This is a genomic window from Paenibacillus sp. Pae15 (assembly GCF_024519685.1).
Taxonomy (GTDB): domain Bacteria; phylum Bacillota; class Bacilli; order Paenibacillales; family NBRC-103111; genus Paenibacillus_G; species Paenibacillus_G naphthalenovorans.
The window spans coordinates 149,732-164,335 of record NZ_JALJRM010000001.1; the positions used below are offsets into that span (position 1 = coordinate 149,732).

The 14,604-nt window shown below is 49.5% G+C and carries 15 protein-coding genes; 1 reads left to right on the forward strand and 14 read right to left on the reverse strand.

All coding sequences use genetic code 11. The annotated features are described in order from the left end of the window. Positions 1-6: 6 nt before the first annotated feature. The 6 genes from NR121_RS00685 to NR121_RS00710 form a co-directional block, all read right to left on the reverse strand. Positions 7-1,077, reverse strand: coding sequence for an Ldh family oxidoreductase (locus NR121_RS00685; RefSeq protein WP_171005864.1), 1,071 nt, complete (start codon positions 1,075-1,077; stop codon positions 7-9). Beyond that, the gene (locus tag NR121_RS00690; protein ID WP_054817171.1) at positions 1,070-1,753 is read right to left on the reverse strand and encodes an RraA family protein; all 684 of its coding nucleotides are present in this window, start codon (positions 1,751-1,753) and stop codon (positions 1,070-1,072) included. The genes NR121_RS00685 and NR121_RS00690 overlap by 8 nt, the downstream gene beginning before the upstream one ends. A gap of 37 nt (positions 1,754-1,790) precedes the next feature. After that, positions 1,791-2,705 (reverse strand): glutarate dioxygenase GlaH, encoded by a 915-nt coding sequence (glaH, locus tag NR121_RS00695; protein WP_062408125.1) that lies wholly within the window; start codon positions 2,703-2,705, stop codon positions 1,791-1,793. Between the two features lie 17 nt (positions 2,706-2,722). Next, on the reverse strand, positions 2,723-3,085 hold the full coding sequence (locus NR121_RS00700; protein ID WP_054817170.1) for a Rieske (2Fe-2S) protein: 363 nt from the start codon (positions 3,083-3,085) through the stop codon (positions 2,723-2,725). Beyond that, positions 3,028-4,179, reverse strand: coding sequence for an amidohydrolase family protein (locus NR121_RS00705; RefSeq protein ID WP_062408123.1), 1,152 nt, complete (start codon positions 4,177-4,179; stop codon positions 3,028-3,030). Before NR121_RS00705 ends, NR121_RS00700 begins: the two co-directional genes overlap by 58 nt. A 381-nt stretch (positions 4,180-4,560) precedes the next feature. Further along, positions 4,561-5,397, reverse strand: a complete 837-nt coding sequence (locus NR121_RS00710; RefSeq protein ID WP_074728311.1) for an IclR family transcriptional regulator — start codon at positions 5,395-5,397, stop codon at positions 4,561-4,563. A gap of 191 nt (positions 5,398-5,588) precedes the next feature. Between NR121_RS00710 and NR121_RS00715 the strand changes: the two genes are divergently transcribed. Beyond that, positions 5,589-6,347 carry a GntR family transcriptional regulator gene (locus tag NR121_RS00715; RefSeq protein WP_082660719.1) on the forward strand — a complete coding sequence of 253 codons (759 nt, stop codon included), beginning with the start codon at positions 5,589-5,591 and terminating at the stop codon, positions 6,345-6,347. 48 nt (positions 6,348-6,395) lie between these two features. Here NR121_RS00715 and NR121_RS00720 read toward each other — a convergent pair whose 3' ends face one another. From NR121_RS00720 to NR121_RS00755, 8 genes are all read right to left on the reverse strand, one after another. After that, positions 6,396-7,496: a tartrate dehydrogenase gene (locus NR121_RS00720; RefSeq protein ID WP_054819808.1), complete on the reverse strand. Its 1,101-nt coding sequence runs from the start codon at positions 7,494-7,496 to the stop codon at positions 6,396-6,398. A 309-nt stretch (positions 7,497-7,805) separates the two neighbouring features. Continuing rightward, the gene (locus tag NR121_RS00725; RefSeq protein ID WP_249929563.1) at positions 7,806-8,540 is read right to left on the reverse strand and encodes an SDR family NAD(P)-dependent oxidoreductase; all 735 of its coding nucleotides are present in this window, start codon (positions 8,538-8,540) and stop codon (positions 7,806-7,808) included. Between the two features lie 18 nt (positions 8,541-8,558). Beyond that, positions 8,559-9,731, reverse strand: coding sequence for a UxaA family hydrolase (locus NR121_RS00730; protein ID WP_256830151.1), 1,173 nt, complete (start codon positions 9,729-9,731; stop codon positions 8,559-8,561). Next, positions 9,721-10,023 carry a UxaA family hydrolase gene (locus NR121_RS00735; protein WP_054819807.1) on the reverse strand — a complete coding sequence of 101 codons (303 nt, stop codon included), beginning with the start codon at positions 10,021-10,023 and terminating at the stop codon, positions 9,721-9,723. Before NR121_RS00735 ends, NR121_RS00730 begins: the two co-directional genes overlap by 11 nt. 25 nt (positions 10,024-10,048) lie before the next feature. After that, on the reverse strand, positions 10,049-11,074 hold the full coding sequence (locus NR121_RS00740; protein ID WP_054819806.1) for a PdxA family dehydrogenase: 1,026 nt from the start codon (positions 11,072-11,074) through the stop codon (positions 10,049-10,051). Positions 11,075-11,184: 110 nt separating this feature from the next. Continuing rightward, the gene (locus NR121_RS00745; RefSeq protein ID WP_256830152.1) at positions 11,185-13,053 is read right to left on the reverse strand and encodes a sigma-54-dependent Fis family transcriptional regulator; all 1,869 of its coding nucleotides are present in this window, start codon (positions 13,051-13,053) and stop codon (positions 11,185-11,187) included. A 251-nt stretch (positions 13,054-13,304) separates the two neighbouring features. Then, positions 13,305-13,559: a glutaredoxin family protein gene (locus NR121_RS00750; RefSeq protein WP_054819803.1), complete on the reverse strand. Its 255-nt coding sequence runs from the start codon at positions 13,557-13,559 to the stop codon at positions 13,305-13,307. A gap of 125 nt (positions 13,560-13,684) precedes the next feature. Then, complete coding sequence (locus NR121_RS00755) at positions 13,685-14,584, reverse strand: NAD(P)-dependent oxidoreductase (protein ID WP_256380589.1); 900 nt, start codon at positions 14,582-14,584, stop codon at positions 13,685-13,687. Between the last annotated feature and the right edge of the window lie 20 nt (positions 14,585-14,604).

Below are 14,604 nucleotides of genomic sequence, written 5' to 3' on the forward strand. Positions count from 1 at the left end.
CCCCTCTTATTTCACGCTTTGAAACAGTGGATTGTATACATGCAGGCGATTGGCAACCTGGACCATTTCCTGGACAACTTGTGTCGATAACGGTATTCCGTTTTTCGTGCGGTCATCCATCATGCCCCGTTCCATTTCGCCTGGCATGTAAATTTGCTCTACTCCTTCAATCAACGGAACCTGCCGAATTTCCCTTATCATCTGATCCATGCGGTCTTTGAAAATCTGCAAAGGCTGAAATAAATCGGCACGCATGACCATAAAAAATTGTCCCGCATGCTGATGCCGCTCAAAGTTTCGGTACAAATCGCCGATATGCGGCCCAAATTGCGCTCCTGTAAACAGCCCGGACAGAATGTCGACCAGCATCGCAATCCCGTATCCTTTATGACCGCCGACCGGCAGCACCAACCCTTCCAAAGCCTCCGTCGGATCGGTTGTCGGGTTGCCCTCCCTGGAAATCGCCCAGCCGACGGGAATGGTTTGCCCGTTTTTCTGAGCATTGATGATCTTGCCTCTGGCAACGACACTGGAAGCCATATCGAAGATGATATCCTCCTCCTCGCCCGCCGGGATTCCATAGGATAAAGGATTGGTCCCGAAGAAGCGCTCCTTGCCTCCCCATGGAGCCATATTCGCCGGGGCATTGGTCGTTGCCAGCGCAATACAGTCGTGCTCTGCCGCATACATGGTGTAATCGGCAAGCATGCCGCAGTGATTCGAATGGTTGATCCCGACCACCCCGATCCCCGTCTGCTTCGCTTTATTTACAGCGATCTGCATTCCCTTTGTTGCTGCGACGATACCCGAAGCGTTCTGAGCATCGAATAAAGCGAATGAGGCGGTTTCCCGGACGGTTTTCAATTCGCACTTTTTATTGGTCAGCCCTCTGTGAAGCCTATCAATGTAAATGGCGACCCTGCTGACGCCATGGGAATCAATGCCTCTTAAATTGGCCAGAACCAGATGTCTGGCCAACGTGTACGATTGTTCTTCATCCAATCCTGCACATGTGAAAATCTGGGAAACAAAATCTTGGAGCTCCGCCTTCGGCACCTTCACTACCCCATTACTCAATGACTTCACATCCTTTGGCTTGAAGTGCGGCATCGATCCATGATCTATCCCATTTGCCGTCATAAATCGCTTGAATGGTCGCCGCTTCCTTCTCCTGCACCGCCCGGGCTGACTTTAATACTTCCTGCGCCTCTGCTGAAGGGATGACCACAACCCCGTCATCATCACCAACAATGACATCTCCCGGTGCTACCGGAACATTGCCGCAGCTAATGACGGTGTTGATTTCACCAGGCCCTTCCTTGTAGGGGCCGCGCGGTGTCCCGCCCCTGGCAAAGACGGGAAAGCCCATCTCAGCAATGGCATACAGATCCCTCACGGGACCATCGACAATAAAACCCCCGAGGCCCTTCCCCTTGGCATAGTGACACATGAGCTCGCCGAGTATCGCATGACCCATATCCCCGGAAGCATCAATGACGATCAAATCTCCCGGTTTGGCCAGGTCCATCGCCTTGTGCACCATTAAGTTATCCGAGGGATGCGTTCTGACGGTAAAAGCGCTTCCAACAACATGAATGCCCGGCTTGTTCACACTTTTAATCGCATGATCCATAGCGCGAAAGCGTCCCATGACGTCCGCAATATTCGATGCGGCAATCCCTTTAAAGCCGGCGATAATGGCCGGATTGATCCTGTCGACACTCTTGCATATTCGGAATCCGATATTGGACAATACTATGCATCTCCCCGTTTTCTGTCTTGAACGGAAATCAATTTTGGGCGAAAACGCCTCTCTGCCGCATTAACTCCCGGTACAGATCCGTATTCTTTTCAAAAGCCTCCCGGCCATGAAGCCAGAAGTGGTTGTTCAGTATGACCAGCTGTCCGACAGGCAGGTTTACGGCGAGCGTTCCCGGACTATTTTCCATCGATTCCTGAATATGTTTAAGATACATCGCCTGCTCTATCGTTTGCGGATGGACACATTGGTGGTTGTAGCGCATACAGATGGTATGGTTCCGTTCATAGAAGGTGGGATTATATACGGCACTTGTTACGTTCTTGCTGCCTCTGTCGGAGTAATCGTACTTATAAATATGTGAGGCCAAGGGGTGTTGGCTGAAAGCAGGCAGGTCCTCCCAATCATCGAGGTGAAGCAGCCGCGATTCGCCCCCGACAGCATTTCGTTCCACGAATTTCATCATGATCAGCCAATCCGTCGGCTCATCAACGAAAATGCCGTCGGTATGCAGTTCCAGCACCCGAAAAGCCTGACGAAGGTACGTATCGCTATCGTCCGAATGCTGCACAGCAAATCTGGCGTAAAACTTGCCCGACATCGCGTCATGATTGGAAATCCCGATGAGATAGGCAATCGCCGTTGCAAATTTAAGATATTCATCCGTATCGTCCGTTTGCTCCTGGACACCTATGGTAAAGCCTCCGCTGCTGCGGTCTTGCAGAATTTGCCGGATGGTCTGCTGAAATGAACCTCCAACCGCTTCTTTAAGCTGATCGGCCAAATAAAATCGTTCAAACGGAACATATTCGATTCTTTCGATGTCGATGTCCTTAACGGATTGAAAAAATTGCTGAAGCGATGCGTTGCTCAACTCAACATGTTTCAAGCGCTGATGCTCCGGATGCGGTTTGATTTCATAATTCAATGTGCCAAACGGATTCATGGACCCTCTTCCTTTCTTCAGGGGATGGTTACAATCACGGAATCGTTTTCTATCGTCGCGTCATATACGGCAATTCGCCTCGTGCGGTCGGCCAGGCACTCGCCCGTTTTCACATCAAACTCCCAGCCATGCCAAGGGCAGGATACGACCGGTTCCTCGTAATCATTGTATTCCACGATGCGCCCGTTAGCCTGGATCGCTGCTTTTAATGTAGGGAAAATGCCTCCGCAGGCCGGGCCGCCCTGATGAGGACATAAGTTGCGTAATGCATAAAATTTCCCCCCCGTGCATACGATGCCAACCGATTTCCCTTCCAGATCGACTATTTTAACGGTTCCATCTGAGAATTGTCCGACGGGACCGATGATATGTTTTCCCATTTTTTGATTCCCCCTTTTCTAAGATTGAACACCTTCATGGCATTGCCTGCCAAAAATTTGGCCTTCGCTTCCTTATCCAGAAACGGCATGCGATAGGCAATAGAAGGATCATCATAATCAAAGTGCGGGTAATCACTGGCATACATGAACTGATCATAGCCGTTGGCCATGTCAAACACGGCTTTCAAGTGCTGAGTCTGCTTGGGCATTTCAATAGGCTGGCTTCCAAAGTATATTCGGTTCAGAATATATTCGCTCGGCAAGCCCTTGAGTAATGGAGCTTCGGAACGGCGTTTCAAGTAATATTCGTCCAGACGATACATCATCATCGGTACCCAAAACAACCCGGATTCCTGAAATACGAATTTGAGCTTTGGAAACCTCTCCGGAATCCCCTGCATCAGTAAGCTGGTGAGCTGAATCATGTTGCTTACGGCAAATCCCAATGAATGGGACTCGATCAAACGTTGAAATCCATCGGCGGGAGACGCCCCTTCCACCAGCGTCAATCCGGGAGCGGAATGAAATACCATAGGCAGGTCATGTCTTTGGGCAGCGTCATAAACCGGATCGTAGCGAACATCTCCAAGAGGTGGGTAAGCGCCGGAACACATAAAGCATACTCCGACCACACCGGGATGATGAGCTGCACGCTCAATGATTTTGGCGCCTTCTTCAGGATCCTGCCATGGAACGATGACCATGGTGTAAATCCCCTCATCAGGATCCAATACTTTATCGATCATAAAATCGATGTAGCCGTTGCAAAGTGCCACGACCAAATCTCTCACCGGAGTATGCCCCATCGAGATTAAGTGGTTTGGAACAAAAATAGAAGCGTCGATTTGCAGCCGGTTCATGGCCGCCTTGACTTCGCCTTCCTTGTTCGATCCAATATGGTAGTTGTAATCCATATCTTCCCTTCTGATCCGGCCCTCCATCATTCGATCCCCGAGCGTCATGGGCAGCAGCCGGGTCGGACTCACCCCTTTGATCCGCGATTTCCAAACGTCATCCGCATAATCGGCAAGCTGTTCGATGGGCTCCAAATAATGTGCGTCCGTATCGACGACTTTAAGTCCTCTGATGGCCATAGTAAGCTTCTCCCTTCGTGCTCAATGATTTCTTTTCATGTGCAGTGAACGGACCCATCCGTATTGTCCCCATGAACCACCACCTTTTTTTCAAATATTTAAACTTTTGTTCTAACTATTGAACTGATTAAATCTTACTCCTTATCTCAAATCTTGTCAATCACAAAATTGGTAGCGGTTTCAGAAAGGTTCTCATCAAAGTCAGGGTTATGGAGAAACAAGCAAATGGGGGTTGTCCGGTGAGAAACCGGGAGGTTGGGGAAATCAATGATCGCTGGATCACGCTCAAGGCGGCTACCGCTATGGTTTGAAATCAAAGCTCCCGGTTGTCGGCCGCCATCGCAGCTATGAAAGGATTTGGTTTGAGGTCGCTTTTATGAATTACATTCTTGCAATCAAGTGTTTCCAATCCAATGCGGTCGTTTCCATGCCGTGACCGCGATTCCATGGTTGTCCGCCCATGCGGTTTGTAATTTTCTCCGCTGTCTCTTTGACATGATTCGCCAAAAAATCGAGCCGTTGTTCGCCTGCTCTGTCCGTTGGAATGGAAATCACCACTCCGGCCGCCATTTTTCCGGATTGGTCAAGAACAGGAGCGGCAATGCCGACAATGCCATCCATGTTTTCTTCATAGCTGATGGATAATCCATACGTGCGAACGGCTTTGAGGTGCTCTCTGATCTGTGCAGGATCCGTCATTGTTCTTTCGGTCATTCGAACCAGCTGTTTTTTTTGAAAATAGGCATTCAGTTCGTCATCCTTCATACTGGCTAAGTAGAGTTTACCCATGGAAGTACAATAAAATTGCCTGCGGGTGCCCACGGGGATGTCATACCGGATGGGATGCGTCCCTTTCACCTTATCGATATAAACCAATTCATCCCCGCTCACAATTCCCAGGTATATGTCTTCCCCGGTTTTGGTCCCCAAATCCTCTATATACGGACGCGCCAAAGGTTTGACAGTAAAATGATGGACGATGGATGAAGCCAGTTCAATCATGCCGCCCCCAATCGAATAGAGCTTTGTTGCATCGTTGTAATACACATACCCGTGTGAAGCCATTTGCTTCAACAAATTGTGCATGCTGCTTTTGGGGATATCGGCAAACTCATTCATCATTTCCGTGAACGATAGCCCGTGTGATTTCTTGCTTAACAGACGCAAAATGGCAAATATCCGGGAAACCGTTCTAAATGCTCCGTTATCTTGTGTCATAGCTCCACCTTCATGATTCGTTTATTTGAACTACTGTCCATATATTGAAATTAACGAACAAATGGGCTTTTGTCAAGAAAAGTACCGGAGCGCCAACCCCTCGGCTCATTGAGGAATCCGCTTACTTTTTGTTATAATTTAAGTAAATTAAGACATCAAATCTTATGCTATCGGGATGTGTACAGATAAACATGGAAAAACGACCGACGATTCCCCTGTCTGAAGGAAATGACCAAGAACCGGTTAACCCTGCTCTTTCTTCCAATATGCAGTCTTTTTTGTCCCAGTTAGAGACGAATGAGGAAACTCGCCTGCCGCAGCGTGCCTACTTAGCCGTTCGCCATGCGATTCGGCATCTTCAATTGGCACCCGGACAAACGGTACTGGAAGGGACATTAGCCGAAATTCTGGGCATGAGCAGGACACCCGTGCGTGAAGCTCTCGTTCGTCTGGAAATGGAGGGCTGGGTCCGCCTGATCCCGCGCAGGGGCTTTACCGTTGCTCCCATTGTAGCGGATGATCTGCAGCAAATTTACGAGGTGGTTGAAGCGCTGGACGGCATTGCAGGCCGTCTTGCCGCCGGCCGTGTCACTTCAGAAGAACTTCATCAGCTCGAGCTTCTCGTTGATGAGCAGCAAAAGGCACTGGACAACGACGATCTCCTTGCCTGGACAGACCTGGATGATCAGTTTCATAACTATATCGTGGACCTGGCCAAAAATCCGCGTCTTAGAGGCATTATGGACAGTCAAACCGATCAGCTTTACCGCGCCCGGTTGTATACGATACAATACAGGCCCAAGCCTACGCGCTCGATGATCGAACATCAAGCGATCCTGGCTGTCATGAAGGCCGGAGAACCGGAAGCCGCCCGTACGATGCTGCAATCTCACCGCTACAGGGCCCGCAATGAAATTCTGGAAGTGCTCCGGACGATCCGCGCCACCTAAAGAAAAGAGCTGAGGTTGATTTTCCGGAAATCAACCTCAGCTCTTGGATTATTTAAGACTGGCAGCTTTATTGGACAGATTAGCTATAATCGCATCAGTAACCTCCGTGGTTCTGCTGGTACCCCCTACATCAGGAGTAAGCTTTCCTTGTCCAGTCGTTTCTTCGATCGCCCGATTGAGAAGTGCGGCTTCCTCATGAAGGCCGAGATGCTCCAGCATGAGCGCCCCGCTGGCAATGGTTCCGATCGGATTGGCTATGCCCGCCCCGGCAATATCGGGAGCAGATCCATGAACGGGCTCGAACATGCTCGGGTAGCGTCTGTCGGGGTTGAGATTGGCGCTGGCGGCAAGCCCCAGGCTTCCGGCAAGAGCACTGCCCAGATCAGACAGAATGTCGGCAATCAGGTTGGAGCCCACGACGACTTCCAATGTTTCCGGCTTCAAGACAAAGCGGGCCGCCATAGCGTCAACCAGCCATTGCTCGGTTTCGACATCCGGATATTCCTGACTCACACGCGCAAACACTTCATCCCAAAGCACCATTCCGTATTGCTGTGCATTGCTTTTCGTTACACTGGTCACTTTCTTTCTTTTGCGAGTGCGGGCCGTCTCAAACGCGAAACGAATAATCCGTTCGCAGCCTTCCTCCGTAAACACCGACGACTGAACCGCCACTTCCTTCCCTTTCCCCCGCCCTGTGAAATTCCGTCCGCCGAAGCCCGAATACTCGCCTTCCGAATTTTCACGAATCAAGATCCAATCCAGCTCTTCCACATTCGGATGGCGCAGCTTGCTTTCCACTCCCGGCAGGAAGCGAACAGGCCGGATATTGGCCCACTGATCAAAGCCTTGGCAGATCGCAAGTCTCAATCCCCACAAACTCACATGGTCCGGGACATTTTTCCAGCCGACGGCGCCGAAATAAATAGCGTCATAATCCTTCAGCTGCTCCAACCCGTCTTCAGCCATCATTCGGCCGTGTTTAGCGTAATATTCGCTTCCCCATGGAAAAGAATCAAACTGGAAAGAAAATTTTCCGTTGGACGCTTGGGCCAAGTGCTCCAGTACACGCTGTCCTTCTTGGATTACCTCTTGTCCGATACCGTCACCAGGGATGACTGCAATTCGAAAATGTTGTTGTTCACTCATGCTTCGGCCTCCTGCCATCATTTTGTAATATGCTTGATTTATTGATGATCTGTATGTTCATTATCAATTAACGTATACGTTATTGTCAATAGTTTCTTGTATTTTTATCCTCGAAATTTTAAACCCGCGTAAAATTAGTTTGATAAAACTTATAAAATTTCAATCCAAAAGAAAATCTCACTTTCCGAATCTCGCTCATGATCTTAAATTAATGAATACATTAATAGGTTTAACCAACCAAAAAAGAGAGGCGATAGTCCCCTGCCTCTCCTTCATATCGTGCGATGCCTCATAAAATGCGATTTGCTGTCAAATAAACATACCGCCGTCTACTTTAATCGTCTCGCCGGTCACAAAATGGGAATGAGCAATCACGGAATAAACCACTTCGGCAACATCCTCCGGAGCAGCCACTCTCCCTAACGGCGTCCCTTCTGCCAAGCGCATCACATGATCCTCCTGGCCTTCCACCCACCTGGTCTGCACAACCCCAGGCGCAACGCTATTCACTCTCACTTCGGGTGCCATCACACGGGCCAGTGATTTGGTCACGCTGATCGCCGCCGCTTTGGAGGCCGCATAGGCGATGGAACTGCCTAAGCCTGTGATTCCTGCTACGGAAGTGATATTCACTATGCAGCCTCTCTGTTTTTTTAATTCTGCGGCGGCAGCACGACAGCAGAAGAACATCCCCTTCACATTGACATCCATGACCCGATCCCAATATTCTTCCTTCAATCCTTCCAGATCATCGTGCTTCACAAAATCGGTCACACCGGCGTTGTTGACCAAAATGTCCAATCGTCCAAAGGTATCTATCGTTTGCTGAACCATGTCCCTTACTTTCCGGTCATCCGATACCGTGCCTTGAATTACTATGCAATTGACACCTAATGCCTCGATCTCCTTTTTGGTTTCCAAGGCTTCTTTTTCCGATTTGGAATAATTGACTGCAATATGGACGCCTTCTTGCGCCAAACGGCACGCTATGGCTTTCCCTATACCCGTAGCCGATCCGGTAATCAGTGCGGCTTTTCCTTTCACCCGTATTCCCTCCAATATTCAGAAAGTAGGCCCAATCCGGTAAATGCCGAAATCGTGCTGCTTCAATATTTCCGATTTGGTCCATTTACCGGAACATACCGAAACCATTTCGTCAAACAGACGTTGTCCTACAGCTTCGATCGTTTCTGTTCCGTCTATGATCGTACCGGCATTAATGTCAATATTGTCGCCCATCTTGTTAAAAATGGCGGTATTCGTAGAGATTTTGATCACAGGCGCGATCGGAGAGCCGGTAGGCGTTCCTCTGCCGGTAGTGAATAGCACGATTTGCGCCCCGCCGGCTACCATCCCGGTTAATTGTTCGATGTCATGGCCTGGCGTATCCATCCATACGAGTCCCTTTTTGGTCGGGGCTTCCGCATAATCGATGAGCTCCTGAAGCGGCCTGGTTCCCGCTTTATTCGCTGCGCCCAATGATTTTTCCTCCAGCGAGCTTAAACCTCCCCGGATATTGCCCGGACTCGGATTCCCCGTACGTATATCGACCCCCATCTTGAACGCGCGGCTTTCCATCGCCTGGATAACCTCATAAACTTTTTTGGCTACCCTGTCGTCTACGGCTCTATTCGCCAACAAGTGTTCCGCTCCGATTAATTCCGTCGTCTCCGCCAATATGGACGTTCCTCCATGGTCGACGATCATATCGCTGACTACGCCTACCGCCGGATTAGCGGATAGTCCTGAACAAGCATCCGAGCCCCCGCACTCGGTGCCGACAATCAATTCACGGAGGTCAAAGGGTTCCCGATGAAGCGCGGATGCATCCTGCACCATCTTGGCAGCTATTCTTGCCCCTTCCGCTACCGTGTATAAGGTGCCGCCGTGGTCCTGGATCGAGACGACCTCAACCGGTTTGCCCGACTTGGCGATTTCCCCTGCAATGCTTCTCGCCTGATGGGTTTCACAGCCCAGCCCGAGAACGACAACACCGTACACATTCGGATTGGTCCCCATGCCGACATAGGTGCGGAACGTCTGCTCGTAATCGACGCCTACCTGCGCGCAGCCATGCTGATGAATAAAGCTGACCGTTCCTTGAACAAGCTCCGTGATATGCTTTGCCGCTTGTGTGGCGCAAACAATCGTAGGCAGGATCAACACGTGGTTGCGAATGCCTACCCGGCCGTCAGGACGACGATATCCCCAAAATGTCACAGCATCAGGAGACAATGCGGTCACCCCTTCCCCGTTTCCCTTCCAGGTTATGAACGTGCACATGCTCCCCGACGGCGATATCCTTCACCGCAACGCCGATCACTTCTCCATATTTCAAGATGTCTTGCCCGCTGGATATCGGCGCGACCGCAAATTTATGACCGAATTCGATATTTTCTTTCAGCTCCACAGCGATCGTGTTCCCGCCGCAGTTGACCGTTACTACCGTCCCGCCAGGAATATTCGTCAAGGCCACCGCCACATTGTCAATCGGTTTCATCATGACCGTGCTGTAGTTGGTCTCCATGCCGCATCATCTCCCCACCCGCTTATTATCCATTGGTTACCTTATCCCTCTTCCCCAAAACCAATCGAACGGCCAGCCTCATGGCATGTGCCATGGCTCCGGGATCGGCAATGCCCTTGCCCGCAATATCAAATGCGGTTCCATGCGCAGGGGTCGCCAGAACGACAGGCAGCCCGCCGCTGACCGTCACCCCTTTGTTGAAGCCCATCAGCTTCATGCCCGTCTGCGCCTGATCGTGATACATGGCAAGCAAAGCGTCGAACGGGTCCTTGGGAAGACGCAGGAAAATCGTATCCGCCGGATAAGGCCCCGCGACATTGATGCCTTGTGCCTGTGCTTCTTGCACCGCAGGAATCATTTCATCGATCTCCTCCGTCCCGAAGAGACCTCCGTCACCGGCATGAGGATTGAGTGCGGCCACCGCAATTCGCGGCTGATGATAACCCGCTGCCGTAAGCGTTTCATGGGCAAACCGAATCCGCTGACCGACACTTTCTTTCGTAATCAGCTCGCTTACTTTTCGAAGAGGAATATGGGAGGTTACGCGGAATACCCAAAGCTTCTCCATGACATTAATTTCACCGAATCCGTCTTTAACGCCCAGCAGGTCGGCAAGAAAATGAATATCATCCTCAAAATGAAGGCCGCCCCGAAACATCGCTTCTTTATTCAAAGGAGCATAGACCACGCCTTCCAGATGATTCCCCTTCACGAGCTGCAAAGTGTATTCCAGCGTTTTTCCGCTCGCTAACCCCGCTTCCGGAGAGAGGATGCCCTTTTGGAAATCATCCGGATTTATATTTTGCAGATCGATTAACGGAAGCTCATGCTCCTGGAATGAAGCCTGTTCGATGGAATCGATTTTTCGATAGTTTAAGGTGACCCCGGCGAGCTCCGCCCCCTGCTTAAACACCCGTTCATCACCAACCAGCACCCATTGAGCCAAACTGCGAATTTCATCCATTTGCAGCGCTTTAGCGACCAGCTCCGGCCCGATTCCTGCTGCATCGCCGTAAGTCAAAGCCATAACCGGTTTTCTTTGAGTTTTCATACCTTATCTCCTTTACCGTTTATTGATTGATGTAAACGTTTTTTTATCATTATAATTTGCATTGTTACCTTTGACCACAGTTATGTGGCATCGATTTGTTGCATTTTTAATCATTGGTTATAATCCAGGACCTTCTGATTCTTCATTTTCAATTTTCGCCAAAGGGTTGTTCGATTGATGCCGAGCCTTTTCGCCGCTTTGGATTGGTTGTATTCTTCCTCTACCAGAATCCTGTAGATGATATCGCTTTCAATTTCCTCCAAAGTCTTGTTGAAGAACGAAAATACTGCGGGATTCCTCGTTTCCGTGCTGTCCGCCAATTCCTTGATTACCGGTTCGATCTCGTCTTTTTCGATATACGGTCCGTCGCTCAAAAGGCACATTTTATGGATGGTGTTTTTCAACTGATATACGTTTCCCGGCCAGTCGTATGATCTTAAAATGTCCATCACTTCCGGTTGAACCCCGACGATTTCCTTTCCCGTCACGACATTGGCCGAAGCGATAAACATCCGTATCAAATCGGGCATATCCTCTATTCTTTCACGCAGCGGCGAAAGACTTAAAGTAAATGTATTGATAACGCGGTACAGATCCGACCTGAACTCCCCCCTGGAGACCAAAGAGATTAATTTCTCTTCATGTTCTGCAATCACGCGCACCTTGATCTCCCGTTCTTCACTGCTGTCTATTCTCCTGACCTTATGGCGCGTCAGAATGTGAAACAAGGTCGATTGGAGGCTCAGAGGCAGCTTGCCAATATTGGACATATACAAGGTGCCGCCATTGGCGAGCTCAAAGGCACCCGGCTCGGAACCCGCCCCCAGCATTTCTTTTTCCAATATCTCGGGTGAATGGGAATGGCAATCTATGGTAACAAACGCTTTCGTTTTTAAATCGCCTTCATTATGAATGCTTTGGGCTAAGACGTGTTTTCCCGTCCCCGGCTCCCCGTAAATCATGATCGGCAGTTCGGATTTGCTGATCCGTTTGGCGCACTCAATCAGCCTGACCATCGTCTGTGATTTCCCGACCAGTTGATTGAAGTGGGCGGAAGCCTTTGCTTTTTTTACAAACCGGTACTCTTCTATTTTATTCCGCCCGGCTTGATCAGGGTTCCATTTCAATACAGCGGCCGCTCCTGTCATCCGTCCGTCAAGATATAACGGAAATCCCTTGATGTCCAGCGATTTATCAGAAAGCTGCACTCTTTCGCTGCTGTGAACGGCCTCCCGCTTCATCACGTCACTTAAATTCATGGATAAGCCTGATGCTTTGAACAGCGTATCCACCGATTGGTCCTTGTTTACATTTAACAGTTCACACGCGCGGGCATTGATGAATTGACATTCCTCCTGCGGACTGACAATGATTACGCCTTCCTCCAGCTGATCCAATACGGATACCAGCCCTGCATACTTTTCTTTTACTTTATTCGTATAATAAACCAATCTCTCCGCATCCTGGATGGCTTCAATCACAGCTTCCCTTCCGGAAGTGATGAGAATGCCGTGAAGTCCGAAGCTCCTGGCCGCCTGTGTGGATTTAACATCCCCGACGATCACTTGTACCCCGTCTTCCATGGCCTTTTCCAGACATTTTTCACACTCGGCATCGTCGTAAAAGGTTAAGTCCATATTCAGCAGCTTGCCTATAAAGTCCGCTCCTTGAATCACCTTCAAATGGCTCATCACGCCAATTTTCCCTTCAAATCCGTTCAAGAGCGTAAGCGTTCTCAAGATGTCGTACCCCGATATTTTGATTTCCGCTACCGGAATGGAACAATGCTCCCTCAGCAGATTTACGGTCGCACCGCGGCTGATGATCATATCATAACCTTTGGTTTCCAGCGCTTTGGCTATGTCGAGCCCTTCATACCAATCTCCGATTTCAACATGGATGTTTTTCTTTAAATCCTTATTCACTTCCAGAATTAAATCCTTCAACCCTTTATATGGAGCTATGGCAAGTATATTCAATTCCTTCACCTCTCAAATAAAGATTTTTGCAGCACATGAACAAGTGTTTAAAAATGCAACAACATCCATCATTCTAATCCTATTTTCTCATGTGCTCGCCCTTTACGCAATATATTTCGTTCCGCAAAAATATCAAAAAAACCGGATGACTCCAGTCCATATCCTGAGTCGGCTCCGGCTTACAAAAAAACACAGTTGAACAGGCCGTCAATCCTGTCCAACTGTGTTTATCTTTATTGGGGAAATCCTGTTTAGGACTTAAGTAAAGCTTCAAGCCGGTTAAAGTCGCTGTCTACGATCGCCTCGTAGGTTTGATTGCGGCCGACCTCGATCACCGGCACATGACGAATACCGTACTTGACTTCAAGAACATCCCTTAAGTAATCTTTCCCTCCCACATCCACATTGGAGTAAACGTATCCCTTTTCCTTTAAATAAGCTTTCGCTTCCTGGCAAGCTTGACAGCCTTCGCGGCTCCACAATACCAATTTCACATTCTCTGCCATGTCCATACCTCCAAATTTTAACCCGATTTTATTGGTTTAGATTCACTGCGCAGGCGTCTTTCATGTTGAACCCGCCTGCTAAAATACTGGGCTATCCCGCTGCGATCCATGCTGTTTCATCGGATTCAAGAGACAGCCGGAGATTTGCCCCCGATCACTTTAAATAATGCTTGCGTGCCGCTGTCCTCTTCTCCCAGTTCAACTAATTTCTCATAAAGGGAGTGGGCAAGAGCCAGCCCCGGCAGTTCAAGGTTCATCTCCTTGGCGGATTCCAGGGCAATTTTCATATCCTTAACGAAATGCTTAACGTAAAAACCCGGCGTAAAATTACCGCCGATGATACGCGGAGCCAAATGGCTCAGCGACCAACTGCCAGCCGCTCCGGTCTCAATGCTTTTCAGTACGGTGGAAGGATCCAATCCGGCCTTTTGAGCATAAATCAACGATTCGCAGACGCCGATCATATTGGAGGCAATCGCGATTTGATTGCACATTTTCGTATACTGCCCGGCGCCTGCGCCCCCCTGATAAACAATGTTCGTCCCCATGGACTTCAAAACCGGCGTTACCTCATCGAAAGCTTCCCGCCGCCCGCCAACCATAATAGACAGCTTACCGTCCCTGGCCCCTATATCGCCGCCCGACACGGGAGCATCCAGCGAAAATAATCCGCGCCCAAGCGCCGCCTGCTCAATTCGCCGGGCCAAGGCCGGGCTGGAAGTGGTCATATCAATTAAATAACTATTGGGCCGGGCATGATGAATGATTCCATGTTCCCCGAGATACAACTCTTCCACGTCATGGGGGTAACCGACCATCGTTATGATGATTTGCGATTGTTCGGCCAAAGATGCCGGCGTGTCATGCCAATTGGCCCCTTCTAAGAGGAGCGGTTCCGCCTTAGACTTGGTGCGGGTGTAGACATGAAGCACATATCCGGCCCGAATTAAACGGCTGGCCATACTTTTTCCCATGACCCCGGTGCCAATAAAGCCTATTGCCGGTTTTTGTGATTTTTGTTCCAAAAGAATCAACCTTCCTTTTC

What these genes read in the sequence shown, in the direction of transcription:
- NR121_RS00705 (WP_062408123.1), bottom strand. Translation starts at nt 4,179, where the DNA reads ATGGCCATCAGAGGACTTAAAGTCGTCGATACGGACGCACATTATTTG.
- NR121_RS00740 (WP_054819806.1), bottom strand. Translation starts at nt 11,074, where the DNA reads ATGAAAACTCAAAGAAAACCGGTTATGGCTTTGACTTACGGCGATGCA.
- NR121_RS00735 (WP_054819807.1), bottom strand. Translation starts at nt 10,023, where the DNA reads ATGGAGACCAACTACAGCACGGTCATGATGAAACCGATTGACAATGTG.
- NR121_RS00750 (WP_054819803.1), bottom strand. Translation starts at nt 13,559, where the DNA reads ATGGCAGAGAATGTGAAATTGGTATTGTGGAGCCGCGAAGGCTGTCAA.
- glaH (WP_062408125.1), bottom strand. Translation starts at nt 2,705, where the DNA reads ATGAATCCGTTTGGCACATTGAATTATGAAATCAAACCGCATCCGGAG.
- NR121_RS00715 (WP_082660719.1), top strand. Translation starts at nt 5,589, where the DNA reads ATGGAAAAACGACCGACGATTCCCCTGTCTGAAGGAAATGACCAAGAA.
- NR121_RS00710 (WP_074728311.1), bottom strand. Translation starts at nt 5,397, where the DNA reads ATGACACAAGATAACGGAGCATTTAGAACGGTTTCCCGGATATTTGCC.
- NR121_RS00700 (WP_054817170.1), bottom strand. Translation starts at nt 3,085, where the DNA reads ATGGGAAAACATATCATCGGTCCCGTCGGACAATTCTCAGATGGAACC.
- NR121_RS00720 (WP_054819808.1), bottom strand. Translation starts at nt 7,496, where the DNA reads ATGAGTGAACAACAACATTTTCGAATTGCAGTCATCCCTGGTGACGGT.